This window comes from Candidatus Caccoplasma merdavium (genome assembly GCA_018715595.1).
In the GTDB taxonomy this organism is placed as follows: Bacteria; Bacteroidota; Bacteroidia; order Bacteroidales; family UBA11471; genus Caccoplasma; species Caccoplasma merdavium.
The window spans coordinates 21,647-34,112 of sequence record DVLI01000013.1; the positions used below are offsets into that span (position 1 = coordinate 21,647).

11 protein-coding genes are annotated in these 12,466 nt (G+C 53.3%); 5 read left to right on the plus strand and 6 right to left on the minus strand.

The window, feature by feature from the left end; genetic code table 11:
- The first annotated feature begins 64 nt into the window (after nt 1–64).
- From thrA to thrC, 3 genes are all read left to right on the plus strand, one after another.
- Nucleotides 65–2,500, plus strand: coding sequence for a bifunctional aspartate kinase/homoserine dehydrogenase I (gene thrA, locus IAD09_04220; GenBank protein ID HIT81429.1), 2,436 nt, complete (start codon nt 65–67; stop codon nt 2,498–2,500).
- A 10-nt stretch (nt 2,501–2,510) separates the two neighbouring features.
- Nucleotides 2,511–3,728 (plus strand): cofactor-independent phosphoglycerate mutase, encoded by a 1,218-nt coding sequence (locus IAD09_04225; GenBank protein HIT81430.1) that lies wholly within the window; start codon nt 2,511–2,513, stop codon nt 3,726–3,728.
- Nucleotides 3,729–3,945: 217 nt separating this feature from the next.
- On the plus strand, nt 3,946–5,247 hold the full coding sequence (gene thrC / locus IAD09_04230; protein HIT81431.1) for a threonine synthase: 1,302 nt from the start codon (nt 3,946–3,948) through the stop codon (nt 5,245–5,247).
- A 142-nt stretch (nt 5,248–5,389) separates the two neighbouring features.
- On the opposite strand, the gene IAD09_04235 is transcribed toward thrC, so the two are convergent.
- Together IAD09_04235 and IAD09_04240 are read right to left on the minus strand one after the other, a co-directional pair.
- Nucleotides 5,390–5,788: a hypothetical protein gene (locus IAD09_04235; GenBank protein HIT81432.1), complete on the minus strand. Its 399-nt coding sequence runs from the start codon at nt 5,786–5,788 to the stop codon at nt 5,390–5,392.
- A complete protein-coding gene (locus IAD09_04240) occupies nt 5,766–6,341 on the minus strand; it encodes an RNA polymerase sigma factor (protein HIT81433.1) in 576 nt (191 codons plus the stop codon). The genes IAD09_04235 and IAD09_04240 overlap by 23 nt, the downstream gene beginning before the upstream one ends.
- Nucleotides 6,342–6,639: 298 nt before the next feature.
- Here IAD09_04240 and IAD09_04245 point away from each other — a divergent pair, with 298 nt between their 5' ends.
- Both IAD09_04245 and IAD09_04250 read left to right on the plus strand, forming a co-directional pair.
- The gene (locus tag IAD09_04245) at nt 6,640–7,035 is read left to right on the plus strand and encodes a hypothetical protein (protein HIT81434.1); all 396 of its coding nucleotides are present in this window, start codon (nt 6,640–6,642) and stop codon (nt 7,033–7,035) included.
- A gap of 94 nt (nt 7,036–7,129) precedes the next feature.
- The gene (locus tag IAD09_04250; GenBank protein ID HIT81435.1) at nt 7,130–8,212 is read left to right on the plus strand and encodes a DUF4932 domain-containing protein; all 1,083 of its coding nucleotides are present in this window, start codon (nt 7,130–7,132) and stop codon (nt 8,210–8,212) included.
- Between the two features lie 98 nt (nt 8,213–8,310).
- On the opposite strand, the gene IAD09_04255 is transcribed toward IAD09_04250, so the two are convergent.
- The 4 genes from IAD09_04255 to rlmN form a co-directional block, all read right to left on the minus strand.
- Nucleotides 8,311–9,348: a PspC domain-containing protein gene (locus tag IAD09_04255; protein ID HIT81436.1), complete on the minus strand. Its 1,038-nt coding sequence runs from the start codon at nt 9,346–9,348 to the stop codon at nt 8,311–8,313.
- A gap of 25 nt (nt 9,349–9,373) precedes the next feature.
- Complete coding sequence (locus IAD09_04260; GenBank protein ID HIT81437.1) at nt 9,374–9,703, minus strand: PadR family transcriptional regulator; 330 nt, start codon at nt 9,701–9,703, stop codon at nt 9,374–9,376.
- 501 nt (nt 9,704–10,204) lie between these two features.
- Complete coding sequence (pdxA, locus tag IAD09_04265) at nt 10,205–11,302, minus strand: 4-hydroxythreonine-4-phosphate dehydrogenase PdxA (GenBank protein HIT81438.1); 1,098 nt, start codon at nt 11,300–11,302, stop codon at nt 10,205–10,207.
- 125 nt (nt 11,303–11,427) lie between these two features.
- Nucleotides 11,428–12,459, minus strand: coding sequence for a 23S rRNA (adenine(2503)-C(2))-methyltransferase RlmN (rlmN, locus tag IAD09_04270; protein ID HIT81439.1), 1,032 nt, complete (start codon nt 12,457–12,459; stop codon nt 11,428–11,430).
- Between the last annotated feature and the right edge of the window lie 7 nt (nt 12,460–12,466).

Genomic DNA, 12,466 nt, shown 5'->3' on the forward strand with positions numbered 1-12,466 from the left:
ACGTTCTGATGAAAAAGTGCCGCTATATGCCTTTTTCTCAGGCATGAAATAGTTGTATATCTCTATGAAAGTATTGAAATTCGGCGGGACCTCGGTAGGGTCGGTAAAGAGCCTGAAAAATGTAAAACAAATCGTTGAATCGTGTCACGAACCGGTGATTGTGGTGGTCTCGGCCTTGGGCGGAATTACCGACAAACTGCTCGAAACCGCGCGTGAAGCCGCCTCGGGTTCGCTCGATTACCAAGACAATTTGCGAGAAATCATTGCCCGCCATCACGATATTATTGCCGGAGTGGTTCCGGCCGAGCGTCAGCAAGAGGTGCGCGTGCAGACCGATGCGCTTCTCGAAGAGCTTTCGAACATCTACAAGGGGGTGTCGCTCATACGCGACCTCTCGTCGAAGACACAAAACATCATTGTGAGCTACGGTGAGCGGCTGTCGTCGTTCATCATCAGCCGCATTATCGATGGAGCCGTGCATTATGACTCGCGCACCTTTATCAAAACCGAATCGCAGTTCGAGAAAAACATCGTCGATTTCGAAAAGACCAACGCTCTCATACACGAGACATTTACCCGCCTGCCGCAGGTCGCTTTGGTGCCGGGTTTCATCTCCTCCGACAGCCAGACGGGTGAAGTGACCAATCTCGGCCGGGGCGGCTCGGACTACACGGCTGCCATTATTGCGGCCGCTCTCGATGCCTCGCGTCTCGAAATATGGACCGATGTCGACGGCTTCATGACAGCCGATCCCCGGGTCATCAACAACACCTATGTCATCGAGCAGCTCTCGTTTACCGAGGCCATGGAGTTGTGCAACTTCGGCGCCAAGGTGATATATCCCCCGACGATATATCCCGTATATCACAAAAACATTCCCATCGTTATCAAGAATACGTTCAACCCCGAAGCTCCCGGCACGCTCATCGCCGAGGGGGCTCATGCCACCGACGGGAAAGCCATCAAGGGAATCTCCTCCATCAACGATACCTGCCTCATCACCGTTTCGGGATTGGGCATGGTGGGCGTCATCGGTGTCAATTACCGCATATTCAAGGCGTTGGCCAAGTCGGGTATCAGTGTGTTCTTGGTTTCGCAGGCCGCTTCGGAGAACAATACTTCGATTGCCGTGCGTAATGCCGATGCCGACAATGCCATTGCCGTGCTCAACCGGGAATTTGCCCATGAAATCGAAATGGGTGAGATGAGCAAGGCTTTTGCCGAGCGTGACTTGGCCACGGTGGCCATCGTGGGGGAGAACATGAAACATACCCCCGGTATTGCCGGAAAACTTTTCAACACGTTGGGACGAAACGGTATCAATGTGATAGCTTGCGCGCAAGGTGCCAGCGAGACCAACATATCGTTTGTCATCGAGTTGGGCAGCCTGCGCAAGGCACTGAACGTGATTCACGACTCGTTTTTCCTCTCCGATACACAGGTGCTCAATGTCTTTATTGCCGGCATCGGCCTTGTGGGAAGCAATCTGCTCGAACAGATTCGCAGCCAGCAGCCCCGCCTGCTCAAAGAGAAATCGTTGCGCATCAATATCGTGGGGCTCTCCAATTCCCGCCAGTCGGTGTTCTGCCGCGAAGGTATTCCGCTCGACAATTACAAGGAGTTGCTGAAAAATTCTTCCATAAAGAGTTCTCCCGAGGAGATTCGCGACTCGATTATCAAGATGAACATCTTCAACTCGGTCTTTGTCGATTGCACGGCCAGTCCCGAGATTGCGGCCATATACCAGCAGCTGCTCGACCACAACGTGTCGGTCGTTGCCGCCAACAAGGTGGCTGCCTCGTCGGACTATGAGAATTATGCCCTCTTGAAACAGACTGCCCGCCGTCGCGACGTGAAGTTCCTCTTCGAGACCAACGTCGGTGCCGGGCTGCCCATCATCAATACCATCAACAGCCTGATAAACAGTGGCGATACCATACTGCGCATCGAGGCAGTCGTTTCGGGTACGCTCAACTACATCTTCAACGTGCTGAGCGAAGACGTGCCTCTGAGCCGGGCCATACGCATGGCCCAGGAGGCCGGATACAGCGAGCCCGATCCCCGTGTCGATTTGAGCGGACAGGACGTTTTGCGCAAACTGGTCATTCTCGCCCGTGAAGCCGGCTACCGCATCGAACAGTCCGATGTGGAAAAAAATCTCTTTATTCCCGACAAGTATTTCGAGGGTTCTTTGGAAGATTTCTGGAAAGAGGTTCCCGAGCTCGACGCCGAGTTTGAGCAACGTCGCCGCGAAGTGGCCGCCCAGGGCAAGCGTTTCCGTTTTGTCGCTTCGCTCGCCAATGGCAAGGCCCGCATCGGTTTGCAGGGAGTCGGCCGCGAGCACCCCTTCTACGAATTGGAAGGCAGCAACAACGTCATTCTCATTACGACCGACCGATACAACGAATACCCGATGATTATCAAAGGATATGGTGCCGGAGCACCGGTTACCGCTGCCGGCGTGTTTGCCGACATTATAGGAATTGCCAACATACGATAATTTTGACGACATGAAATATATTATAGTTTTGGGCGACGGCATGGCCGACGAACCTATCGATTCGTTGGGCGGACGCACCCCCATACAGGCGGCCGACACACCGGCCATGGACTGGCTGGCGGCTCACGGCCGTTGCGGTCGATTGCATACCGTACCGGCGGGTTTTGAACCGGGCAGCGAAATTGCCAATATGGCTATTTTGGGCTATGACCTGCCCACCGTTTTTGAAGGGCGCGGTTCGCTCGAAGCTGCCAGTATGGGCATCGACATTCTCCCCGGCGAGATGGCCATGCGTTGCAATCTCATCTGCATCGAGGAGGGGAAGATAAAGAACCATTCGGCGGGGCACATCTCAAACGAGGAGGCTCACGAATTGATCACTTTCCTCCAACAGGAGTTGGGCGACGAGACGGTGCATTTCTATCCCGGTGTCTCCTATCGTCACCTGCTCAAAATCAAAGATGGCGACAAGCGTCTCCATTGCACCCCCCCGCACGATGTGCCCGGCACCCCGTTTCGCGACGTGCTGGTGCGTCCGCTCGATGTCCGGGCCTCTGAGACAGCCTATCTCATAAACCGGCTTATTCTGCGTTCGCAAGAAATTCTGCCCCGGCACCCGGTGAATATCCGGCGTCGGGAACAAGGCAAGGATATGGCCAACAGCATTTGGCCGTGGTCGCCCGGTTACAAGCCTCGCATGGAAACTCTGGCTTCGCATTACGGCATCAAGAGCGGAGCCGTCATTTCGGCCGTCGACTTGATAAAGGGCATCGGCGTGTATGCCGGCCTGCGTTCCATCGATGTGCCCGGAGCCACCGGCCTCTACGACACCAATTACGAAGGAAAGGTGGCTGCGGCGATTGAAGCCTTGAAGACCGATGACTTTGTTTACCTCCATATCGAGGCCAGTGATGAGGCGGGACACGAGGGCGATGCCCAGTTGAAGAAGACGACGGTCGAGTACCTCGACCATCGTGTGTTGCAGCCCTTGCTGGCTGCTGCCGATTCATTGGGCGAGCCGCTTACCATAGCCCTCTTGCCCGACCACCCGACCCCCTGTCGGCTGAAAACGCACACCAATGCTCCCATACCGTTTGTCATCTACAAGCCCGGTGAGACCCCCGATGCCGTGCAGGTATATGACGAGGAGAGCGTTGCCCGGGGCTATTATGGCACACTCTCGGGCGATGAATTTATCAAGGCATTCTTTGCCAGCCCAAGGAAGTAGGGCAAGAGATTGTCGTATAAGCGCAGATAAGTGTGCATGCTAAGTAATAAAAACAATCGTTGGAATATTTCAACTAAAATAGTTCGCACGAGCTTCTAAAAAGAACTTCTTTTAAGAAACACTTCTCCAAAAAAAATTTATCTTTGTATCGGTAGCCTTGCACGGCCGGAATCTCCGGCTCGGAGAGGTTCCCGAACAGTGAAAGATAAGAAACATCATGCAATATTACAGTACCAATAAACAGACACCACCTGCCTCGCTCGAAGAGGCCGTTGTCAAAGGACTCGCCCCCGACAAGGGGCTCTATATGCCCGAAAAGATCAAGCGTCTCCCACCGGCATTTTTCCATAACATGGGAGGAATGTCGCTCCAAGAAATCTCGTTTATCGTAGCCGAGGCTTTCTTTGGCGAAGACGTTGATGCCAATGTGCTCAAAAACATTGTTTATGATACCCTGAATTTCGACATACCGCTGGTGCCGGTGCATGACTCCATTTACAGCCTCGAACTCTTCCACGGTCCCACGTTGGCGTTCAAAGATGTCGGTGCCCGTTTCATGGCTCGCCTGCTGGGCTATTTTATCCAGCGTGAAGGCGGCAAAGACGTGAATGTGCTGGTCGCCACCTCGGGCGACACGGGCAGTGCCGTGGCCAACGGTTTCCTGGGTGTGCCGGGCATACAGGTGTATGTGCTCTATCCCAAGGGAAAGGTGAGCGAGATACAGGAGAAGCAGTTTACCACCCTCGGCCGCAACATCACGGCACTCGAAATCGACGGTACGTTCGACGACTGTCAGGCTTTGGTGAAGAGTGCCTTCATGGATAAGGACCTGAACAAGATGATGCATCTTACCTCGGCCAACTCCATCAACGTGGCCCGTTTCCTGCCGCAGGCATTCTATTATTTCTATGCCTATGCCCAGTTGCTCCGCCGGGGAATTTCCGAAAATGTGGTGATATGCGTGCCCAGCGGAAATTTCGGGAACATCACTGCCGGCCTTTTTGCCAAACGCATGGGATTGCCCGTGAAACGTTTCATCGCTGCCAACAACCGCAACGACATTTTCCTGCATTACCTTCGTACGGGCGAGTATGAGCCCAAGCCTTCGGTAGCCACCTTGGCCAATGCCATGGACGTGGGGGCCCCCAGCAATTTTGCCCGGGTGCTCGATCTTTACGGCGGTTCACACGACGCCATCTGCGCCGACATCAGCGGTGCGGCCTATACCGACGGGCAGATACGCGAGACGCTGGCCGACGTCTACCGCCGTCACCATTACTTGCTCGACCCGCATGGGACGTGCGGGTACCGTGCTCTCTCCGAAGGTTTGCAGCCCGGAGAAACCGGTGTCTTTCTCGAAACCGCCCACCCGGCCAAGTTCCTGGCTACGGTCGAGGAGATTATCGGCGAACCGGTTGCCGTCCCCGACACGCTGCAACGCTTTATGCAGGGCAAGAAACGCGCGGTCGAGCTGTCGTCCGACTTTACCCACTTCAAACGCTATCTCTTGGGAAAATAATAATCCCCGCAGACATAAAGACACCGAAGGCAAATCGTTTTCGCGATTTGCCTTCGGTGTCTTTGCTTGTATCAAGTCTGTCCATAAGGGACGATGGCCTTCTCCGGGGAAACCCGTCGTCTCCTGCCATTCCCGGTTGAGGTTACGAACCGAAACCCTTTCTGTGGGTGTTGTACCAGTGTCGGCGCAACAGGTAGTCGGCCAGGAGGAGTATTCCGGCCAAAAAGGCCAGCCCGTAGTAAGGGAGGCTTTCGACCCAATAAAGTTTGATGTTTTGCTTTATCGAAGCAAAGGTTTCTTGCACGGTTTCTTGTGAGGGTAATATGCCGTAGTGATGGAGTATGACCCCGGCCATGACAATGAGTGTCAGCGATACGAGGGCGGCGGCGATGAGGCCCGCGATTTCTGCGCGTCGTTCCCTGACAGCCTTTTCGCGTTGCAGGCGATGCAGGGTGCGGGCGGTGAAATCGGCAGGCAGCACGGCCGGACTTTGCCGGGCAATGGCCTCCTTCATCAATTCATGATAGCGGTCTGTTTCCATATTTGATGCGATAAATATACGAAGATAATTTTTTCCGTATGCGATGTAGGCGCACTTTTATGTTGGCTTCGGACAGTCCGGTAATGTAGGCGCAATCCTCGATGCTCTTGTTGTCGTAGTAGAAAAGGGTAATCAGGGCGCGCTCTTCGGTCGTGAGCCACGAGAGGGCGAGTTGCAGGTCCTCGATGCGTTCGTCGCGTTCTTCCTCGTCGGCGAAGTCGAAGGAGGAATCGGTGTCGGCCGGTTCCGGTGTGTTTTCGTCGGTCGGCAGGAACTCCTGCCGTTGTTTGCTTTTCCGCAGGGCACTGTTTGTCATGTTGTAGGCGATGCGGTATATCCAGGTGACGAACTGGCAATCGCCCCGGTAATTTTTCAGCGATTCGAAGGCTTTTACAAAAATATCCTGCGTGAGGTCCTCGGCATCTTCGCGGTTGGAGACAATCTGCTGCACCAACGTGAAGATGCGTTGGCCATAAGTGTCGAGAAAGTAGCCATACAGCTCGGTCTCGCCACGCAGAATGCGTTTGATGTAGGTCTGTTCCTCCGGATTCATCGGAATGGTCGGGCACCGAAGGAAAAGTAACCGGTGCTCGGGCTTTTAGGGGATATTTCGGCTTTTTTGATATTAGACGCTGATGTAGGGAAAAGGTTACACAAAAATAGGAAGAAATTTCATACCTTTACTGTAACCTTTTGAGAGCTTCTGCGTCTAACTGAGTAGAACCAAAATTATTCATCTCATAAAAATCTGCGTTATGTTTAATTTTTTGACACCTATCTTTGTGACAGCTACGATTTGCTTGACGGTATATAAGCTTTTCGAACTGTTTGTCCGTCGGAAAGAGCGGAACATGTCTGTCGAAAAATTGTCCGAAATACCGGTCGAGAATCTGTCCGGCTTTTCCGGTCGTGTGCCCTTTATCCATGAGACGGGGTTGGGGCGCCCGTGGAGCTTTGCCGCTTTGCGCATCGGCATGTTGCTCTTTGGTATAGGCGTGGGCCTTTTGGTCGGATATTTCATTGCCGATATAAATGTCTACACCAATGAAGATGTGTTGCTTCAAGCCCGGCATCGCACCTATATCAATATGGTGAAGGAGTCGTTGCCGGTTATTTACGGTTCGTCGGTGCTTTTCTTCGGTGGCCTCTCACTGGTAGGTTCGTTCTTGATAGAACAGCAGGTGTTGCGGCAACGCGACAAAGCGGAATGCCAAAAGAAAAACGACACAATCGGTGGCGAGATTTGATCCTTCCCGGCCGAAGAGTTGCCACCCGTGCTTACCCTCGTTGTCGCGAGTCGATGGTCAAGATTATTATGTTAGGTATAAAATGGATATAATCATGAAAAAAAGTATTGCACTGTTCTGCTTGTTTGCCCTCTGCTGTTGTGGCGTGCGGGCCCAAAAAATCGAACCCCAGGTAAAGGAAGAGGTCGAGCTCATGTCGTCCTTGGCCCGGCTGGCCGGATACAAGGAGTATAATTCTGATTATGGCCGTCGTTATACGGCCGATATCGACTCAGTTTTGGGAGAATACCGTTCGCATCAGGCGGTTGAAATGATGAAACAGTTCCGGAACAAATATGGATTGGCGTATGACCGTGTCATGTCGATGGCCTTGCAGATTGAGTGCCGGGGCGACAGTATCATCAAACTCGATACCGGGAAGAAACGTCTTAGCCCCGTGAGTGAACAGGAAACACCCGGGTTTCTGGCCGCCCTCAACGATTTCTACCGGACCAGCCGCTTCAACGACTTTTTCCATGCTCATGCCGATGTATATGCACTCGGACTGCAAGTGTTCAACGACTCGGTTATGGCCTATTTCGACGAGGACTGGTACACCCGTTTTTACGGTACGCCTCCCGTCGAACAGTTCCGTATCGTCATAGGTTTTGCCAACGGACCACAAAATTATGGTGTCAGCCGCAAACTGGCAGACCAGCCCAAAGAGGTCTTTGCCATCATGAACTATATGGTCAACAAAAGCGGGCAGCCTCTTTTCAACAAAAAAAGCGCGGAGCTCCTTGTTCACGAATTTTGCCATTCGTTTACCAAAATCAAAGGCGATACCGAAAAAGCGTTGGAAAAATCGGGTAAGGCTCTACGAGAATATACCCGGAGTTCGATGAAAAGGCAGGCTTATGGCCAGTGGAAAATTATCTTGGAAGAGTCGTTGGTGCGTGCCGCCACGATATGCTACCTCATAGACCATGGTTATGATGAGAAAGCTGTACGCGGAGCCATCGTGGAAGAGATGGACCTTAATTTCTCCTGGATGCCCGAGTTGGTGCAGACGTTGCGTTATTATGAATCGCATCGCAGGAAATATCCTGCTTTTGCCTCGTTCTGGCCCGAAATCGTGAGGTTCTTCGACAATTATGTGGCCGACAGGGAAAAGCAGATAAGCAAGGCCATGAAATAATGTGGCGCGTTTTGTTGGAACCAAACGGGGGGGCAGCAACAGCTGCCCCCCCCGTTGTTTTTTCTTCAATCTCTGTTAGGACGAGAGGCTGGCGGAGGTTATATAATGTGCCATACGACTCTTACGGTTATCCATACGAGAGCAACCAGCCATAGAACCAGTGCGACTATTTTTACGATGCGGAGGGTTGACGGTTCTTGCGGCCACCGGCGGTTGATGAACAGGAAAATGACGGTGAGCAGTGGTACGAGCCACAATACATTGAGCATCAGGGTCGACACCCAGTCGCCGAGGGTACCCGGCGGGAGAATGCCTCGTTCGAGATGATGCATGGCGGGCCCGAAGTGGAACAGTTCGTCAAGCGCGTCCCATGCAATCGGTATGCTCATGAGCAAGGTGAGCAGGGCCAGGACGATTACCGGCAGGAGTATCAGGATACCGCACCCGATGGCCGAGGCTTGCAGGCACCCGTTCCCATTTTGGGTCGGCAGATTGCCGCATTCAACCGATTTGGAAACATAATGGCGTATGTTTTCGGCAGTTGGCCGTATGCCCTGCATTTCGAGCCGTTGTGCGGTTGTGCGGGCTTGCGGCATGACAATCCACAAGACCAAGTAGATGATGAGGACGATTCCGCCGCTGAACAGGAAGAAGAGAACAAACAAGATGCGGGCCCAAACCGATTGTATGTCGAGGTAGGTGGCCAGTCCCGATGCCACGCCGCCGATGACCTTGTCGTCGGGGTTGCGGAACAGTTTTTTGCGAATCATGTCTTTCTCGGGATACCCTTGGCTTGCCGGCTCATTCTCGGGCTCAACGGGTTGTGCCGATTCTCCGTCCGTTTTGTTTTCGGTTGTGTCTGTTGATTCCTCGATGGTCCCGAAGTCGTCGACCTTGCCCAGTATCGACATGGCTTCTTCGACTTCACGCATCGACACGACTTGCATGCCATATCGTTTGTGCTCGTCGAAAATCTCCCACAACCGCATCTCGATGTCGTTCATCACTTCGTCGGTCGACGGGTTGTCGCCGAAATGGCGGCGCAGTTCGTCGAGATAGTTTCTCAGTACCTCGGCGGCATCGTCGTCGATGTAGCAGGCATTCCCGCCCAAATTAAAGATAGATGTCTTTTTCATATGTCCTTGTGTTTTTGTTCTTGTTTTATGATAACCCTTTGAGGTGGTTTACGGTTTGGTTCAGACTGTTCCATGTCGCTTCCAGTTCCGAAAGGAATGTCTCTCCGTCGGGGGTGATGACGTAGTATTTGCGCGGCGGCCCCTGGGTCGACTCTTCCCATTCGTAGGTGAGCAGACCGTCGTTTTTCAGACGGGTGAGGAGGGGGTAGAGCGTCCCCTCGACGACGATGAGGTGAGCCTTTTTCAACTCATCGATGATGTCCGAGGCGTAGGCTCGTTTGCATTTGAGCAGAAGCAGGATACAGTATTCGAGCACCCCTTTGCGCATTTGTGATTTGAGGTTTTCGCTGTTCATCTCTTTTTTTCTTTTTCACTACTGGGACAAAAGTATATAATTATATAGTACTATGCAATACATGGTACTATTATTTTTAGATAATTAACAAATTGAGGGCACCATTGATTGGGTTACAGGCAGGAGACCGGTGGCGGAAAAAGGTCGGGTAATCGGGGAATATTCTCATGACGGGGATTTGGATCTGTTTGTCCGAGGCCGGCCTTACGCGTGTGGAGTAATCGGGGCAGAGCGGAAAAATCATGTGAACGGGTATGTTTTTGAGAAGGGGCAACAGGTTTGTCAAAGGTCTGTCTTGCGCGTGTGGCGTAAGCGGGCTGGCGAAAAAGGTCGGGTAATCGGGGAATATTCTCGTGATGGGGTCTTTTGACAGTTGTCAAAGATCGGCCTGGTGGGACAGCGCAGACAGGCTGGGGCACCGTCTTGCTCTCTTATATAAAAGAAACGGGATTGTGTCGGGCATTTCGGCACAATCCCGTAATAGGAGGGGAAAAGTCGGTCTTAATCTTCCTGCTCGGGCGTATTGAGGTCGAGTACCTCTTTGTCGCCGCTCTTGTCGAAATATTGCTTGCGCAGCGGGTTGGCATGTTCGGCCGCGTGGTAAGCCCGATTATTGGTCACGTCGATGGCAAGGTAGAGAGCCTGTCTGAACGACTCTTCCGAGGCTTTGTTTTGGCCGGTGATGTCGTAGGCTGTTCCGTGGGCGGGTGAGGTGCGCACGATAGGCAATCCGGCGGTGAAGTTTACGCCGTCTTCCATGGCCAGGGTTTTGAACGGGGCGAGACCTTGGTCGTGGTACATGGCCAGTACGCCGTCGAACTGGGCAAAGTGTCCCGACCCGAAAAATCCGTCGGCAGCATAGGGGCCGAAACAGAGAATGCCTTGTTGCTCGGCCTCTTTGAGGGTGGGAATGATGATGTCTTGCTCTTCGCTTCCCAGCAGGCCGTCTTCTCCGGCGTGAGGATTGAGGGAGAGCACGGCGATGCGCGGTTTCTCGATGCGGAAGTCTTCGTGCAGACTGCGGTTGAAGATGGTGAGCTTTTCGAGGATGTTCTCCCGCGTAATCATCGAGGGAACTTTCGAGAGGGGGAGGTGGGTGGTGACCAGTGCCACGCGTATGCGCTCATTGAGCAGAATCATGAGCGATTTCTGTCCGTTTCCGGTTTTTTTCTCGAAATATTCGGTGTGTCCCGGGAAGTCGAATCGGTCCGACTGTATGGTGTGTTTGTTGATGGGAGCCGTGACGATGGCGTCGATGAGTCCCGCCTGCAAATCGGCCGTGGCGGCTTCGAGGGCGAGGAAGGCGGCTTCGCCGGCTTGTGTTGTGGGCTTGGCGAGTTCCACTTTCAGTTCGTCGTCGAAACAGTTGATCATATTGATTTTTCCGGCGGCGCATTGCTCGGCCGAAGTGATGATATTGAAATTGAACGCAGGCAGGTCGAGAGCCTTGCGGTGGTAGGCGGCAACTTTCGAAGAGCCATACACGACCGGCGTGCAGAGCTCCACGATACGGGGGTCGGAGAGGGTTTTCAGAATCACTTCATAGCCTACGCCGTTGATGTCGCCGTGCGTAATACCTATTTTCAGTTTATGTTCCATGTCGTTTGTTTTTATGCGGGAGGTCTTTTCCCGACAGGCTAAGGTAATTATTCTTTGTCAATAAAACAAATTTGGGGCTTTCGTGTTGTGCCGAGCGGCCTGCGTATGGCCATTTGGGAGGCAATCTATTTCCTTTCGGCCTCTTTGCGGGCGGTCGACAACATGCCGCATGCCGCTTTGATGTCTTCGCCCCGTGACGCCCGTATGGTGCAGATGATGCCTTTGCGGGAGAGCGCGTCGCGGAAGGCTTCCATTTTTTCTGTCGAGGGGCTGTGCAGGTCGACCTGCGGAATGGCGTGGAAGCGTATGAGGTTGATGCGGCAGTCGAGGCCGTGCAGCAGGTGGGCCAATTCGTTGATGTGTGCCGGTGTGTCGTTGAGCCCTTCAAATACGATGTATTCGAACGAGAGCCGGCGTTGGTGACTGAAATCGTATTGTCGCAGCAGCTCGATGGTGGCGGCTATGGGGAAGGCTTTTTGCACGGGCATCAGTTCCTGGCGTTGGTCGGCAAATGGGTTGTGCAGGCTGATGGCGAGGTGGCATTGGCTCTCGTCGAGGAAGCGGCGCAGGTTGGGCGTGACGCCGATGGTCGAGAGGGTGATGCGCCGGGGGCTCCAAGCAAAGCCATAGTCCGAGGTGAGTATGTCGAGAGCTTTGAGCACCTCGTCGGTATTGTCGAGCGGTTCGCCCATGCCCATGAAGACGATGTTGGTGAGGTGCTCAAATTCGGGTATTGAGACAATCTGGTTGATGATTTCGGTGGCGGTAAGATTCTTTTTGAATCCTTGTTTGCCGGTCATGCAGAAACGACAGTTCATTTTGCAGCCTACCTGTGACGAGACACAGAGCGTCGCCCGGTCGCGGTCGGGGATATAGACGGTCTCGATGTAGCTGTCGCCGGCGGCGAAGAGGTATTTTATCGTGCCGTCGTCCGACCGGTTTGCCTCGATGGGAGCCGTGTAGCCGACCTCGAAGTCGGCAGCGAGTTTCTCGCGGTTGGCTTTCGAGAGATTGGTCATTTTGTCGATGCTGTCGACACGGTTGCGATAAAGCCATGATGCGATTTGCGATGCGGCGAAGCGGGGCATGCCGTATGCGGCGGCGATGGTTTTGAGTTCTTCGGCCGTTTTGCCGGCAAGGAATTGTTTGTCTGTCATTTTCGAG